This window comes from Variovorax sp. GW821-FHT09A10 (assembly GCF_059418385.1).
This window is the reverse complement of sequence record NZ_JBWKPT010000001.1, coordinates 193957-209103: the sequence shown is the minus strand read 5'-3', so window position 1 is coordinate 209103 and position 15147 is coordinate 193957. Positions and strand designations below refer to the sequence as shown.

Sequence of the window (15147 nt, the reverse complement as noted above, 5' to 3'; positions counted from 1 at the left end):
GTGTTCCCCGATGAAAAGCGATCTTCAATGGATGCAGGCGCAGGTGGTGGCGCTGCGCGACGTCACGCCCACCGTGCGCGAGTTCACGCTGCGCCCCGACACCGACTTCGTCGCCGCGCATGAGCCCGGCGCCCACCTGCAGGTGCAGGTGATGACCGAGCAGGGCCGCGTGCAGACGCGCTCCTACTCGCTGGTGGGCGAGGGCGACGGCAGCTGCTGGCGCATCGCCGTCAAGCGGCTGGACGACGGCCGGGGCGGCTCGCGTGCGATGTGGCGGCTGGCCGAGGGCGACCGGCTGCAGGTGAGCGCGCCGCAGAACCACTTTCCGCTCGACCTCGCGGCGCCCGGCTACCTGCTGGTGGCCGGCGGCATCGGCATCACGCCGCTGGTGCTGATGGCGCAGCGCCTGGGCGCGTTGGCCCGACGCCGCGGCGTGCCGGTGGCCATGCTGTACGGCGCGCGCCATGCGGGCGAGTTCGGCTACCTCGACACCCTGCGCGATGCGCTGGGCGAGGCCGGCGTGCAGGCGCACGAAGGCGCCGTGCCCATCGACTTCGACGCCGCCATCGCCGCGCTGCCGCCCGGCGGCCAGCTCTACACCTGCGGCCCGGTGCCGATGCTCGAAGCCGTCAAGCGCGCCTGGGCCGCGGCCGGCCGGCCGCTCGCCGACCTGCGCTTCGAAACCTTCGGCAGCAGCGGCCGGCTTGCGACGCAGGCCTTCACCGTGCGCATTCCGCGCCACGACCTGTCGATCACCGTGCCGGCCGACTGCACGCTGCTCGACGCGCTCGACGCGGCCGGCGTGCAGATCCTGTCGGACTGCAAGCGCGGCGAGTGCGGCCTGTGCGCCATGGACGTGCTGGCCGTGGACGGCGAAGTCGACCACCGCGACGTGTTCCTGAGCCCGCACGAGAAGCAGGCGACCACGCGCATCTGCGCCTGCGTGTCACGCGCCGTGGGTACGCTCACGCTCGATTCCGCGTACCGCCCGGACCGCTGAAAACATCGGTTGCGCGATCATCGCGCAACCATTCGACTGATCGCGCAACAAAGACCCGTGCGGCGGGTGGGTAGGTGGTTGCCTGCTCCGTCAATTGTTGCGAATTGTTCAAAATACGCCCGGTTTCGCGTTCCGTCCCTCAAAGGAAAAATTCCATGCAAAGACGCCATCTCATCCAGACCGCCGGCCTTTCGGCGATTGCGCTCGCCACCGCGCTGTCGCTGCCTGTGGCCAGCGCCCAGGACAACAAGTTCAAGATCGGCCTGATCCTGCCGATGACGGGGCAGTCGGCCTCCACCGGCCGCCAGATCGAGGCCGCCGCGCGCCTGTACATGGCACAGAACGGCGACACCGTGGCCGGCAAGAAGGTCGAGCTGATCGTGAAGGACGACACCGGCCTGCCCGACGTGACCAAGCGCCTGGCGCAGGAGCTCATCGTCAACGACAAGGTCAACGTGATCGCCGGCTTCGGCATCACCCCGGCCGCGCTGGCCGCCGCGCCGCTGGCCACGCAATCGAAGACGCCGCAGGTCGTGATGGCCGCCGCCACCTCGAGCATCACCGAGGCCTCGCCCTACATCGTGCGCAGCAGCTTCACGCTGCCGCAGGTGTCGGTGGTGATGGGCGACTGGGCGCCCAAGAACGGCGTGAAGTCGGTGGTCACGCTGGTCACCGACTACGGCCCGGGCAACGACGCCGAGAAGTTCTTCAGCGACCGCTTCCAGCTCAACGGCGGCAAGGTGCTCGAGAAGCTGCGCGTGCCGCTGCGCAACCCCGACTTCGCGCCGTTCCTGCAGAAGGTGCGCGACGCCAAGCCCGACGCGCTGTTCGTCTTCGTGCCCTCGGGCGCGGGCGCGGCGGTGATGAAGCAGTTCCTGGAGCGCGGCATGGACAAGGCCGGCATCAAGATGATCGCCACCGGCGACGTGACGGATGACGATCAACTGAACGACATGGGCGACGGCGCGCTGGGCGTGGTCACCTCGCACCACTACTCGGCCGCGCACCCCTCGGCGCTGAACAAGAAGTTCGTCGAGGCCTTCCAGAAAGCCAACCCGAAGATGCGCCCCAACTTCATGGCCGTGGGCGGCTATGACGGCATGCGCGTGATCTACGAAGCCCTCAAGACCACCAAAGGCCAGGGCGGCGGCGAAGCGCTGCTGGCCGCCATGAAGGGCCAGGTCTTCGAAAGCCCGCGCGGCCAGGTGCTGATCGACGCGCAGACGCGCGACATCGTGCAGGACGTGTACCTGCGCAAGGTTGAAAAGAAGGACGGGCAGCTCTACAACGTCGAGTTCGACGTGATCAAGGGCGTGAAGGACCCGGGCAAGGCGAAGTAACAGAGCTCGCCCCCAGGCTGCGCGCACTTCGTGTCGCGCGCCTTCCCCTGCCGGGGGCGACACCTGAGGCCCGGCGCAGCCGGGTCCTTGGCATTCCCCGAAGAAAGCGCAGTGCGCGCAAGCTGTTGAATCGCTGATATGTTGACCATTCTTTTCGACGGCATCGCCTACGGCATGCTGCTCTTCGTCCTCGCCGTGGGGCTGGCCGTGACGCTCGGGCTGATGAACTTCATCAACCTTGCGCACGGCGCTTTCGCCATGGCGGGCGGCTACCTCACCGTGTTCGCGATGCAGAAGTTCGGCGTGCCGTTCCTGGCCTGCCTGCCGCTTGCATTCATCGTCGTCGCGCTGGCCGGCGCGCTGCTGGAGCGCACGCTCTACCGGCCGATGTACGGCAAGCCGCACCTGGACCAGGTGCTGTTCTCCATCGGGCTGGCGTTCATGGCCGTTGCGGCTGTCGACTACTTCGTCGGCTCGTCGCAGCAGAACCTGCAGCTGCCCGAATGGCTGCGCGGGCGCAGCGAATTCGGCGACGGCGCGTTCCTGCTGGGCATGGGCCACTACCGCATCTTCATCATCGCCGTGTGCGCCGTGCTCACCGTGGTGCTGCAGCTCATCCTCTCGAAGACCCGCTTCGGCAGCCGCCTGCGCGCCGCCGTCGACGACCCGCGCGTGGCCGCCGGGCTGGGCATCAACGTCAACATCGTGTTCCTGCTGACCTTCGCCGTGGGCTCGGGCCTGGCCGGGCTGGGTGGCGCGCTGGGCGCGGAAATCCTCGGGCTCGATCCGACCTTCCCGCTCAAGTACATGATCTATTTCCTCATCGTCGTCTCGGTCGGCGGCACCTCGTCGATCACCGGGCCGCTCGCCGCCGCGCTGCTGCTCGGCATTGCCGACGTGGCCGGCAAGTACTTCATTCCGAAGATGGGCGCCTTCACCGTCTACCTGCTCATGATCCTGATCCTCATGTGGCGGCCGCAAGGCCTGTTCACGCGCAAGGGAGGCCGCTGACATGAGCGCGCCTGCCTATGAATCGGCCCTGCTGCGCACCGCGCGCTGGCGGCCCTGGGAGTTCGTGGTCTGGGCCGTGGCCTTCGCGCTGCCGCTGGCCATGCCCTCGCACTCGCTGCTGGTCAACGAGATCGCCATCGTCGCGCTGTTCGCGATGTCGCTCGACCTGATCCTCGGCTACACCGGCATCGTGTCGCTCGGCCACGCGGCCTTCTTCGGCTTCGGCGCGTACGCCGCCGCGCTGTTCGCCAAGCTCGTCATGCCCGACCCGACCGTCGGCCTCGTGTTCGCCGCCGTGCTGTCGGCCGTGCTGGGCCTCGTGGCCAGCGTGACGATCTTGCGCGGCAGCGACCTCACGCGGCTCATGGTCACGTTGGGCACCGCGCTGCTGCTGCTCGAACTCGCCAACAAGCTCGACTGGCTCACCGGCGGCGCCGACGGCCTGCAGGGCGTGGTCATGGGGCCGGTGCTCGGCCTCTTCGAATTCGACCTGTATGGCCGCACGGCCGCCTGGTACTCGCTGGCCGTGATGCTCGTGCTGTTCCTCGTGATGCGCCGCATCGTGCATTCGCCGTTCGGTGCCACGCTCAAGGCCATCCGCGACAACCGGCTGCGCGCCATGGCCATCGGCATTCCCGTGGTGTCGCGGCTCGCCGTGGTCTACACCGTGGCCGCCGGCATCGCGGGCGCCGCGGGCGCGCTGCTGGCGCAGACCACCGGCTTCGCCTCGCTCGACGTGCTGGCCTTCGACCGCTCGGCCGACGTGCTGCTGATGCTGGTCATCGGCGGCGTGGGCTGGCTCTATGGCGGCGTGGCGGGCGCCATCGTCTTCAAGCTGCTGCAGACCTGGCTGTCGTCGGTGACGCCGCAGTACTGGATGTTCTGGATCGGCCTCATCCTCGTGCTGCTGGTGCTCGTGGGACGCGACCGCCTGCTCAAGCCGTGGACATGGTTCGGCACCGCGAAGAAGAAGGGCGGTGCGGCATGACCACCGACACCGTGCTCTCGACCCAAGGCCTCGTGATGCGCTTCGGCGGCATCACCGCCACGAACAACGTCACGATGGAACTGAAGCGTGGCGCACGCCATGCGCTCATCGGCCCGAACGGCGCCGGCAAGACCACGCTGATCAACCTGCTGACCGGCGTGCTCACGCCCACCGAAGGCCGCATCTCGCTGCTCGGCGAAGACATCACCACGCTCGCGCCGCACAAGCGCGTGGCGCGCGGGCTGGTGCGCACCTTCCAGATCAACCAGCTCTTCGACTCGATGACGCCGCTGGAAACGCTGGCGCTCGTGGTGTCGCAGCACCAGGGCATCGGTGCGCAATGGTGGCGCCCGCTGGGCGCGGACAAGCGCATCGCCGAGCGGGCCGGGCAACTGCTGGAGCAGTTCCACCTCGCCGACGTCGCGCAGCAGCAGACGAAATTCATGGCCTACGGCAAGCGCCGCCTGCTGGAGATCGCCATTGCGCTGGCCTGCGAGCCGCGCGTGCTGCTGCTCGACGAGCCCGTGGCGGGCGTGCCCGCCGGCGAGCGCGAAGAGCTGCTGCAGACCGTGGCCGCGTTGCCGGCCGACGTGTCGGTGCTGCTCATCGAGCACGACATGGACCTGGTGTTCAGCTTCGCCGACCGCATGACCGTGCTGGTCAACGGCGCGCTGCTGACCGAAGGCGACCCCGAGACGATCGCCAACGACCCGAAGGTCAAAGAGGTCTACCTGGGCCACGGAGAACATGCCCATGTCTGAACTGCTGCGCATCGAGAACCTGAGCGCCGGCTACGGCGAGGCCGTGGTGCTGCACGACGTGGCCTTCACGCTCGGCGAGGGCCAGACGCTCGCGCTGCTGGGCCGCAACGGCACCGGCAAGACCACGCTCATCAACACGCTGGCCGGCGCCACGCGCCAGCACGGCGGCACCATTGCGCTCGGTGGGCAGGCGGCGCTGCACAAGCTGCAGCCGCACCAGCGCGCGGCGGCCGGCATCGGCTGGGTGCCGCAGGAGCGCAACATCTTCAAGTCGCTCACGGTGCACGAGAACCTCACGGCCGTGGAGCGCCCGGGCCAGTGGAACCCGCAGCGCGTCTACGAGATGTTCCCGCGCCTGGCCGAGCGCAAGACCAACCTGGGCACGCAGCTGTCGGGCGGCGAGCAGCAGATGCTGGCCGTGGGCCGCGCGCTGGTGCTCAACCCCAAGCTGCTGCTGCTCGACGAGCCGCTCGAAGGCCTCGCACCGATCATCGTGGAAGAGCTGCTGCGCGCCATCCGCCGCATCACGCAGGGCGAGGGGCTGGCCGCGATCATCGTGGAGCAGCACCCGCAGGCGATCCTCGCGATTTCCGACCAGGCCGTGGTGCTCGACCACGGGACCATCGTGCATGCCGACACCGCGGCGGCGCTGCGCGCGCAGCCGGAGGTGCTCGACCGGCTGCTGGGCGTGGCGCGGTAGCGGCGGCCGATCACATAAAACAACCAGGAGACAGACAGATGGCGATCCCCCAGACAGTGTTCAGCGGGGGCGCCATGCTGGCGACCGCCGCCTTGCTCGCCGCATGCGGCACGGCCCCGACCGGCCCCACGCGCCTCGGCCTCGGCGCCGATCCGGCCCAGGCGTGTGCGGCGCTCACCGCACCGGTGGCGGCCAGCGCCATCGGCCTGCCCAGCGGCGCGGCGACGATCGACTCGGCGGCGCTCGTGCCGGCGTCTGCGCTCGCCGTGGCCGAGCGCGGCCCCAGCCCCGCGTCGCGCATCACGCCGGCGATGCCTGCGTACTGCAAGGTGCTCGGGCGCATCGCACCGGTCGACGCGAGCGCGCCGCCGATCCTGTTCCAGGTCAACCTGCCGCTCGCATGGAACGGACGCAGCGTGCAGTACGGCGGCGGGGGCTTCAACGGCACGCTGATCACCGGCCTGGCGCTGGTGCCTGCCGCGCGCTTCGACCTGCCCACGCCGCTGGCGCAGGGCTACGTGACCTACGGCACCGACTCGGGCCACCAGAACGTGCAGGGCCAGCCGCCGCAGGCCTTTGCGCTCAACGACGAAGCGCTCGTGAACTTCGCGCATGCCTCGTACAAGAAGGTGCGCGACGTGGCGGTGGCGTTGACGCAGCGCGCCTACGGCCACGCACCGCAGAAGCTCTACTTCATGGGCAGCTCCGAAGGCGGGCGCGAGGCGCTCACGATGGCGCAGCGCTATCCGCAGGACTTCGACGGCATCTTCAGCCGCGTGCCGGTGATCAACTGGACGGGGCTGCAGCATGCGGGCACGCGCAACGGCATCGCCACCTTCGGCGAAGGCTGGCTGCGGCCCGCGCAGGTGCAGCTGGTGCACAACGCGGTGCTCGCGTCGTGCGACGCGACGGACGGCGTGGCCGATCGCATCGTGTCGAACCCGGTGGCCTGCCTGCAGCGCTTCGACCCGGCCACCTTGCGCTGCGCGTCGGGCACGAGCGGCGACAACTGCCTGAACGACGCGCAGGTGCAGGCGGTGCGCACGCTGCGCTCGCCGTGGCGCGCGCCCGTGCCGCTGGCGCATGGCGTCACCGAGTACCCGGGCTGGGGCATCGGCGGTGAAGGCACGCCGGCCTTCGCCTCGATGGGTGGCTGGAACGCCTGGTGGACCGGCACCGCCGCGCCGACCGTGCCGCCGCAGCCGAGCAACGGCATCGCGTGGTTCTACGGCAGCGGGGCGCTGCAGTATTTCTACGCGCGCAATCCGTCGCTCGACGTGCGCAACTACCGCGCCGAAGACTTCGCCGCGCGCATCGCCACCGTGTCGCAGCTGATGGACTCGACCAACCCCGACCTGAGCGCCTTCCATGCGCGCGGCGGCAAGCTGCTGATGCTGGAGCACATGGCCGACTACGCGCAGAGCCCGTTCGCGGGCATCCGCTACTACGAGTCGGTGGTGGCGCGCATGGGCCGCGAGAACGTGGACCGCTTCATGCGCCTGTACACCGCGCCCGGTGTCGACCATGTGGGCAGCGGCGCACCTGCCAACGTCGACATGCTCGGCGCGCTGGCCGACTGGGTCGAGCGCGGGCGTGCGCCGTCGGGGCTGCAGCTGCTTGAACAAGAAGTGCAGCCGCCGTTCAAGACCACGCGTGCGCGTCCGCTGTGCGAGTGGCCGCTGTGGCCGCGCTACGTGAATGGCGATGCGTCGCAGGCGGCGAGCTTTCAGTGCAGCCGGTAGCGCGCGCTTGAAGCGGTCGCGATCTTCAAGGGGCGATTGAAGGAGTTTCGGGGCGAGGGGGCTTTTTCATGTGCGAGGGTCGCCGCAGACTGCTGGCATCCGAACTTCACAACGACCCATGAGCACCACGCCCCTCATCAGCATCGCCGTCCTGAAGGCCAAGACCGGCCAGCGCGAGGCGCTGCGCGACGCCTTGAGCGCGCTGGTGGCGCCCACGCGGCAGGAGCCCGGCTGCCTCGACTACACCTTGTTCGAACTGCGCGACGAGCCCGGCAGCTTCTACATGCGCGAGTCGTTCCAGGACCAGGCCGCGCTGGACGCGCACTTCGCCACGCCGTATTTCCAGGCCTTCGAAAAGCGGTTCGACGCGCTGCTGGACGCGCCGATCCGGCTGGTGTTCCTGGAGAAGGTCGCCTAGATCGCGCAGCCGTCGGGCCCGCAGGCTTCGGACGCCGTTGCAGACGGCGCCGGTGCGACGAAGGTGGCGAGCTGCGCCTTCCAGTCGTCCGCTCGCCCCAGCCACGGTCCGATGTCGATGCTCCCCGCGCTGCCGTCGGCCTGCGCCAGCACGAAAGTCGGAAAGCCCTGGCCGCCCGCGCGCTGCAGCAGGTCGCGGCTCGCGGCGATGTGGCGCGCGGTGGCGTCGCCCGTGTGCTGCGCGAAGGCCGCGGCGAAGGCTTCGGCGTCGAAGCCGAGCTCGACCGCCAGTTCGGCGAGCACGCCGGCCTCCGCGATGCGCCGGCCCTCGACGTAGTGCGCTTGCTGTACGCGGTGCGCCATGTCCAGCCCGCCGCCCGCACGCAGCGATTCGGCGGCGAGGATGGCGGTGATCGGCGGTTCGGAGTCCATCACCGCGCCGGTGTCGCGCAGCAGACCTTCGAAGTAGGCCTCGCCGAACGGCTGGCCCGTGAGTTCGGCGATGCGCCTGTCGTGCGGGATCACGTAGTCGCGCCACTGCGGCGTGATGGGGCGGCGGTTGGCGCCAGTCATCATGCCGCCGGCGTGCAACTCGACGCGCAGGCCCGGCACGGTGCGCGCGGCCTCGACCAGCGGCGCGGCGGCGTAGCACCAGCCGCACAGCGGATCGAAGATGCAGTGCAGGGTGGCGGTATCGCCGTTGTTGTCGGTTATTGCGGCCATTTCATTTCTCCCTTGATGACCTTGGCGCCCAGTTCGAGCGACGAGGCGTCTTCGAGCTTCGGGTAGCGCTGCTTCATGGCGGCGATCAGTGCGGCCGAGTCCTTGGCCTTGGTGGCTTCGGTCTCGAAGGCCTTGAGGTAGTCGCGCGTGAACTTCACCGACGCCACGGTGTAGGGTGCCGAGCCGTCGGCGTTCGGCAGGTAATGGCCGGGCACCACGGTCTTGGGGTGCAGCGCGGCGATGCGGTCGAGGGTCTTGAGCCAGTCGCGGCGCGACTGCACGGTCTGCGTGTCGGCCACCCAGACGTGGATGTTGGCCGACACCGGAATGCCGCCGACCACCGCCTTCAGCGAGGGAATCCACGCGAAGGTGCGCGCGGGCGAGGGGCCATCCAGGCCGACGACCTGGATCTTCTTGCCTTCGAGCGTGAGGCTGTCGCCGGCCAGCGGCTCGGGCACGACCAGCGCCTGGGGCGCGTTGTCCTTGAGGATCGGGCCCCAGTGCGCGAGCTTGCCGTCCTTGGAGGCCTGGATGGCGGCCACGGTCTGCGGCGTGGCGACGATCTTGGCGTCGGGGAACGCGGCGCGGATCACGTCCAGGCCGAAGTAGTAGTCGGGGTCGCTGTGGCTGATGTAGACCGTGGTCAGCTTCTTGCCGCTGTCCTTGATCTTCTGCACCAGGGCCTGCGCGTCGTTGCGCTGGAATTGGGCGTCGACCAGCACGGCGTCGGTGGCGCCGGCGACCAGCACCGACGACACGGGGAACATCGACTTCGTGCCGGGGTTGTAGACGTCGATCTTCAGCGGCTGGGCAGCCTGGGCGGCGAGCGGTGCGAGGGCGAATGCGGCGGACAGGGCGGCGGCGGCAACGAGGGTTCTGCGGAACATGGCGGTGTCTTTCGGTCGGTTGAGTTGAGGGTGACAGCGTGAACAGACCGGATGTTAGGTTGCGGGAAACGAAACAAAAACCACCGCCAAGACAATGAATCGTTTCGGTTATCGGACGAATCAGGCGGCTTCCGCGCGGTCCGTGGCGCAGCGCTCGAGGTGGGTGACCAGCAGTTGCGCCGAGGGCGACAGCGTCGCCTCGCTGCGAAAGCAGATCGCGAAACGCCGGCGCGCCCAGTCGTCCGTGAGCGGCATCAGCCGCAGCCCGAAGGCCTCGGTGAAGGGCCGGGCGACTTCCGCCGGCACCACGCTGATGGCCAACCCGGCGCGCACCACGCGCAGCGCCGCATCAAAGTTGGACACCAGCACGCGGTACACCAGCGGCTTGCCGGCCACAGCCGCCTCGCGCGCGAGCATCAGCTGCACGGCACTCAGCGCGGGCATGCCGACGAATTCGTGGTCGAGCACCTGCTCGAAGCGCACCGCGTCGTGGCGGGCCACGGGGTGCGACGGGTGGGCCACGATGGCCAGGTGGTCCGAGCGGTAGTCGCGCCGCTCCAGGCCGTCGAGGTCGGCCGCGTCCCAGCACAGGCCGATGGAGGCGACGCCCTCGCGGATGCCGCGCACGATCTCGGGGCTCACGCGCTCTTCCATGTCGACGCGGATGTTGCGGTGCGCCGGGTCTTGCAGAAAGCCCGCCACGTCCTCGGCCAGCGACTCGGCCATGACCGAGGCCGACGCCAGGATGCGCACATGCCCGCGCGCACCGCCGGCATAGGCGGCCATGTCGCGCTCGATCCGGGTGGCGCTGCCGAGCATCGCGCGTGCGTGTTCGAGCAGTGTTTCGCCGGCCGGCGTGGGCACCACGCCGCGGCGCTTGCGCAGCAGCAGCGGCGTGCCGACCGTGTCTTCGAGCTGGGCCAGGCGCTTGCTGATGGCCGAGCCGACGATGTTCGCTTGCTCGCCCGCGCGCGCGATGCTGCGGCTGTCGCAGACGGCGACGAACAGGCGCAGGGTGGTCAGGTCGAGGTCTCTCATGAAGTTCCAATCGGGAAGCGAACGGCTTCCAAAATATACCTTCAGGACTGAATCGGAACTTCTACGATCGACGTCATTCAGTTCCTCACGACGGAGACACCCTCTTGATTCACGCCTTCCTGCCGCCGCGCGCGGTTGTCCGCGAAGTGGGCCTGCGCGACGGGCTGCAAAGCATTGCCCGCGTGCTGCCCACCGCACGCAAGCTCGAATGGATCCGCGACGCGCACGCGGCCGGCCAGCGTGAGATCGAAGTCGGCTCGTTCGTACCGGCGCACCTGCTGCCGCAGCTGGCCGACACGGCCGAGCTGCTGGCGTATGCGAAGACGCTGCCGGGGCTTTTCGCTTCGGTGCTCGTGCCCAACCTCAAGGGCGCCGAGCGCGCCATTGCGGGCGAGGCCGACCTGATGATGGTGCCGCTGTCGGCCAGCCACGCGCACAGCCTGGCCAACCTGCGCAAGACGCCCGACGAGGTGGTGGCCGAGGTCGGCCGCATCCGTGCGGCGCGCGACGCTGCGGGCTCGAAGACGCTGATCGACGGCGGCGTCGGCACGGCGTTCGGCTGCACGCTGCAGGGCCATGTCGACCCCGACGAGGTGCTGCGCCTGATGCAGGCGCTGCTCGACGCCGGCGCCGACCGCGTGAGCCTCGCCGACACGGTGGGCTACGCCGATCCGGCCATGGTGCGCAGCCTGTTCGAGCGCGCGCTGCGCATCGCGGGCGACCGCCTGTGGTGCGGGCATTTCCACGACACGCGCGGGCTGGGCCTGGCCAATGTCTACGCCGCGCTGGAGGTCGGCATCACGCGCTTCGACGCCTGCCTGGCCGGCATCGGCGGCTGTCCGCATGCGCCGGGCGCGAGCGGCAATGTCGACACCGAGGACCTCGTCTTCATGCTCGAGAGCATGGGTGTCGCCACCGGCGTTGATCTGCCGAAGCTGCTCGATCTGAGGAAGCGCGTGGCCGGCTGGCTCGACGGCGAGACGCTGCAGGGCACGGTGTGGCGCGCGGGCTTTCCGAAGACCTTTGCACCGGCGGAAGGCGTCGCCGCATGAGCACCGAAGCCAAACGCCTGCCGCTCGCGGGCATCCGCGTGGTCGAGTTCACGCACATGGTCATGGGGCCGACCTGCGGCATGGTGCTGGCCGACCTGGGCGCCGAGGTCATCAAGGTCGAGCCCATCGACGGCGACCGCACGCGGCACCTGCTGGGCGCGGGCGCGGGCTTCTTCCCGATGTTCAACCGCAACAAGAAGAGCATCGCGCTCGACCTGCGCCATCCGCAAGGGCTCGAAGCCGCGCTGCGCCTGTGCGCCACGGCCGACGTGGTGGCGCAGAACTTCCGGCCCGGCACGATGGACAAGTACGGCCTGGGCTACGCGGCGCTGGGCAAGCTCAATCCGCGCCTCGTGTACGTGAACCACACGGGCTTCCTGCCCGGCCCTTATGAGCACCGCACCGCGCTCGACGAGGTGGTGCAGATGATGGGCGGGCTCGCCTACATGACGGGCCGCCCCGGCGATCCGCTGCGCGCGGGCAGCAGCGTGAACGACATCATGGGCGGCATGTTCGGCGCCATCGGCGCCATCGCCGCGCTGATGCAGCGCGCCGAGACCGGGCAGGGGCAGGAGGTGCAGTCGGCGCTGTTCGAGAACAACGTGTTCCTGGTCGGCCAGCACATGCTGCAGTACGCGATCACGGGGCAGGCGGCGGCGCCGATGCCCGAGCGCATCTCGGCCTGGGCGCTGTACGACGTGTTCACCGTGAAGGACGGCGAGCAGATCTTCCTGGCGGCCGTGAGCGACGCGCAGTGGAAGACCTTCTGCGACGCGCTGGGCTTCGATGACCTGAAGGCTGACGCCACGCTGCAGACCAACAACGACCGCGTGCGCCTGCGCCCGACCTTGCTGGCCGCGCTGCGCGCGCGCCTGGCCGACCGTTCGGCCGCCGAGCTGTCGGCGATCTTCGAGGCGCGCGGCCTGCCGTTCGCGCCGATCACGCGGCCCGAAGACCTGTATGCCGATCCGCACCTGCAGGCCACGGGCGGTCTCGCGGACATCCGCCTGCCCGATGGCGAGCGGGCCGGCGAGATGGCGCAGACCACGCTGTTCCCGATCACGCTCGGCGGCGAGCGCCTGGGCGTGCGGCTGCATCCGCCGACGCTGGGCGAGCACACGCGCGCGCTGCTGGCCGAGCTGGGCTATGCCGGCGCGCAGGTGGATGCGATGCATGCCGACGCGGCCATCGCCTGACTGCTTCCTCAAAAACAAGACGAGAGACAAGACCATGACCACGAACTTTTTCCCGATGAACCGCCGCGCGATGCTGGGCTTCGGCGCCTCGGCCGCCGCGCTGGCCGCATTGCCTTCCTTTGCGCAGGGCTCCGACAAACCGATCCGCTTCATCCTGCCGATCAGCGCCGGCTCGGGCGTGGACAACATCGTGCGCGCCGCCTCGGTGGCGCTCGGCAAGGCCTTCGGCCAGCCGGTGGTGATCGAGAACATGCCGGGCGCGGGCGGTCTCACCGGCACCTCGGCCATCGTGAAGGCGGCGCCCGACGGGCTCACGCTCGGCATGGTGTCGAACAACCATGTGATCAACCCGAGCGTGTTCAAGAAGATGCCGTTCGATGCGATCAATGACATCACGCCGATCAGCGTGGTGGGCGCAACGCCGTTGGTGCTGATGGTCAACCCCAAGCTGCCCGCGAAGAACGTGAAGGAACTCGTGGCGCTGCTGCGCGCCAGGCCCGACGGCTACAACTACGCCTCGTCGGGCAACGGCACCATCATCCACCTGGCCGGCGAGATGTTCATGGACGAAGCCGGCGTGAAGGCGCGGCACATTCCGTACAAGGGCACGGGCCCGATGGTGACCGACATGATGGCGGGCCAGGTCGAGATCGGCGTGGTCGCATTGCCGGCCGTGCAGCAGCACATCAAGAGCGGCGCACTGCGCGCCATCGGCGTGTGCGGACCGGCGCGCTCGCCGGCCGCGCCGGACATTCCGACGATTGCGGAGCAAGGCTTGCCGAACTACGCGGTCGAAGGCTGGTTCGCGGTGATCGGCCCGCCGAAGATGCAGGCCGTCGACATCAAGCGCGTGCACGACGCCGTGGTGGCCGCCTACACCAGTGCCGAGGTGCGCGAGGCGATGGACCGACAGGGCAATGTCATCAAGCCCACGTCGTCCGAAGAGGCTGCGAGCTACTTCCGCAGCGAGGCCGCGCGCTATGCGGCGCTGGTGAAGAAGGCGAACGTCGTTTTGGAATGAATGTCTTGCCCCTTCCCCTCCCGGGGGAAGGCTGGGATGGGGGCAAGCGGCCTGCGATGAGGCGCCGCGTCGTTGTGGAGTCCGTCGTGCCCCCACCCCGACCCTCCCCCGGAAGGGGAGGGAGCAACGCACAGGCGAGGCCTACGCCGGGCTCACCGCGCGGTACAGCGCCCGCACGAAATCCGACTGCGTGATCATCCCCGTCAGCCGCTTCTCTGCATCGATGATCGGAATGTGGTGGTGGCCGCCTTCGGAGAACAGCGGCACCAGCTCGACCACCGGCCGGTCGGCGCTGGCCACGCGCACCTGGCGCGTCATGATCTGGCCGACCACCTCGGGCTTGTTCGACATCACCGTGCGCGTGGCGCGGATCAGGTCGCGCAGCCGGCCGGCAATGCCGTCGTGGTGCTGCAGATCGAGCTGGCGGAAGAAGTCGGCCTGCGTGACGATGCCGACCACGCGGCGCGTGCGGTCGGTCACCGGCAACGCCTTGATGCGGTGCTGGTGCATCAGCGTCCAGGCCTCTTGCAGCGGCGTGCCGAACTCCACCGAGATCGGCGTGCCCGACATGATGTCGGCGCAGTGCAGCGTGCCCAGGCGGCGCTTGTACGACTCGAGCTCGGTCTGCTGAATGAGCGACTCGAGGTCGTCGCGGCTGATGTCGAGCACCTGGTTGTAGCGCGCCAGCACGGCGTCGATGTCGGCCTGGCTGAAGCGCGCGTCGGGCGAGGGCGGGCGCGCCACCTGCACGTGCGGATAGCGTCGCCCCGTGAGCGTGTTGTAGGCCACGCCGGCCAGCACCAGCAGCAGCGAGTTCACGAGCACCGGGAACAGCGCCGCCGAAAAATCGGTGGTGTGCGTGAGCACCGCCAGCAGCGCCGCCGCGCCGCCGGGCGGGTGCAGGCAGCGCGTGAAGAACATCAGGCCGATGGCCAGTGCCACGGCCACGGCGGCAGCCACGGCGGTGTCGGGAATCCAGCTGGCGCAGGCGATGCCCACCAGCGTCGACAGCGTGTTGCCGCCGATCACCGACCAGGGCTGGGCCAGCGGGCTGGCGGGCACGGCGAACACCAGCACGGCGGTGGCGCCCATCGGCGCGACCAGCCACACCGCATGCTCCAGCGGCACGGACAGCCAGCGGCACAGCAGGCCGGTGATCAGCAGCCCGAGGCCTGCGCCGCCCACGGCGCGCAGGCGCTCGCGCGCGTTGACGTTGGAGGGGCCCGGGAGCCAGGCGCGCAGATAAGTCCACAGTGCGGCGAATCGCATCC

The 15147-nt window shown here is 69.4% G+C and carries 14 protein-coding genes and 1 pseudogene; 11 read left to right on the top strand and 4 right to left on the bottom strand.

What is annotated here, in order from left to right:
• The first annotated feature begins 10 nt into the window (after positions 1-10).
• From AC07Q9_RS01065 to AC07Q9_RS01030, 8 genes are all read left to right on the top strand, one after another.
• Complete coding sequence (locus AC07Q9_RS01065; protein ID WP_495306930.1) at positions 11-1000, top strand: PDR/VanB family oxidoreductase; 990 nt, start codon at positions 11-13, stop codon at positions 998-1000.
• A gap of 155 nt (positions 1001-1155) precedes the next feature.
• On the top strand, positions 1156-2340 hold the full coding sequence (locus tag AC07Q9_RS01060; RefSeq protein WP_489057469.1) for an ABC transporter substrate-binding protein: 1185 nt from the start codon (positions 1156-1158) through the stop codon (positions 2338-2340).
• A gap of 138 nt (positions 2341-2478) precedes the next feature.
• Entirely contained in the window at positions 2479-3351 is an 873-nt protein-coding gene (locus AC07Q9_RS01055) for a branched-chain amino acid ABC transporter permease (protein ID WP_056582994.1), read from the top strand.
• Between the two features lies 1 nt (position 3352).
• On the top strand, positions 3353-4339 hold the full coding sequence (locus AC07Q9_RS01050; protein ID WP_495306929.1) for a branched-chain amino acid ABC transporter permease: 987 nt from the start codon (positions 3353-3355) through the stop codon (positions 4337-4339).
• Complete coding sequence (locus tag AC07Q9_RS01045; protein ID WP_095744598.1) at positions 4336-5100, top strand: ABC transporter ATP-binding protein; 765 nt, start codon at positions 4336-4338, stop codon at positions 5098-5100. The genes AC07Q9_RS01050 and AC07Q9_RS01045 overlap by 4 nt, the downstream gene beginning before the upstream one ends.
• Positions 5093-5800, top strand: coding sequence for an ABC transporter ATP-binding protein (locus AC07Q9_RS01040; protein WP_095950659.1), 708 nt, complete (start codon positions 5093-5095; stop codon positions 5798-5800). Before AC07Q9_RS01045 ends, AC07Q9_RS01040 begins: the two co-directional genes overlap by 8 nt.
• A gap of 38 nt (positions 5801-5838) precedes the next feature.
• The gene (locus AC07Q9_RS01035) at positions 5839-7542 is read left to right on the top strand and encodes a tannase/feruloyl esterase family alpha/beta hydrolase (RefSeq protein WP_495306928.1); all 1704 of its coding nucleotides are present in this window, start codon (positions 5839-5841) and stop codon (positions 7540-7542) included.
• A 118-nt stretch (positions 7543-7660) separates the two neighbouring features.
• Entirely contained in the window at positions 7661-7960 is a 300-nt protein-coding gene (locus AC07Q9_RS01030) for a putative quinol monooxygenase (RefSeq protein ID WP_070059654.1), read from the top strand.
• Here AC07Q9_RS01030 and AC07Q9_RS01025 read toward each other — a convergent pair.
• The 3 genes and pseudogenes from AC07Q9_RS01025 to AC07Q9_RS01015 all read right to left on the bottom strand — a co-directional run bounded on the left by AC07Q9_RS01025 (position 7957) and on the right by AC07Q9_RS01015 (position 10607).
• A complete protein-coding gene (locus AC07Q9_RS01025; RefSeq protein ID WP_495306927.1) occupies positions 7957-8682 on the bottom strand; it encodes a DsbA family protein in 726 nt (241 codons plus the stop codon). The two genes, AC07Q9_RS01030 and AC07Q9_RS01025, sit on opposite strands and share 4 nt — an antisense overlap.
• Positions 8676-9569: pseudogene (locus tag AC07Q9_RS01020) on the bottom strand (MBL fold metallo-hydrolase); the annotation flags it as partial. The pseudogene AC07Q9_RS01020 and the gene AC07Q9_RS01025, both read right to left, overlap by 7 nt.
• Positions 9570-9689: 120 nt before the next feature.
• A complete protein-coding gene (locus AC07Q9_RS01015; RefSeq protein WP_495306926.1) occupies positions 9690-10607 on the bottom strand; it encodes a LysR family transcriptional regulator in 918 nt (305 codons plus the stop codon).
• Positions 10608-10711: 104 nt separating this feature from the next.
• Here AC07Q9_RS01015 and AC07Q9_RS01010 point away from each other — a divergent pair, with 104 nt between their 5' ends.
• The 3 genes from AC07Q9_RS01010 to AC07Q9_RS01000 are packed head-to-tail and all read left to right on the top strand — an operon-like array spanning position 10712 to position 13876.
• On the top strand, positions 10712-11659 hold the full coding sequence (locus tag AC07Q9_RS01010) for a hydroxymethylglutaryl-CoA lyase (protein ID WP_495306925.1): 948 nt from the start codon (positions 10712-10714) through the stop codon (positions 11657-11659).
• Entirely contained in the window at positions 11656-12855 is a 1200-nt protein-coding gene (locus tag AC07Q9_RS01005) for a CaiB/BaiF CoA transferase family protein (RefSeq protein ID WP_495306924.1), read from the top strand. The genes AC07Q9_RS01010 and AC07Q9_RS01005 overlap by 4 nt, the downstream gene beginning before the upstream one ends.
• Before the next feature lie 34 nt (positions 12856-12889).
• Complete coding sequence (locus AC07Q9_RS01000) at positions 12890-13876, top strand: tripartite tricarboxylate transporter substrate binding protein (protein ID WP_495306923.1); 987 nt, start codon at positions 12890-12892, stop codon at positions 13874-13876.
• Between the two features lie 141 nt (positions 13877-14017).
• Here AC07Q9_RS01000 and AC07Q9_RS00995 read toward each other — a convergent pair whose 3' ends face one another.
• Positions 14018-15145, bottom strand: coding sequence for an HPP family protein (locus tag AC07Q9_RS00995; RefSeq protein ID WP_495306922.1), 1128 nt, complete (start codon positions 15143-15145; stop codon positions 14018-14020).
• Positions 15146-15147 lie beyond the last annotated feature (2 nt).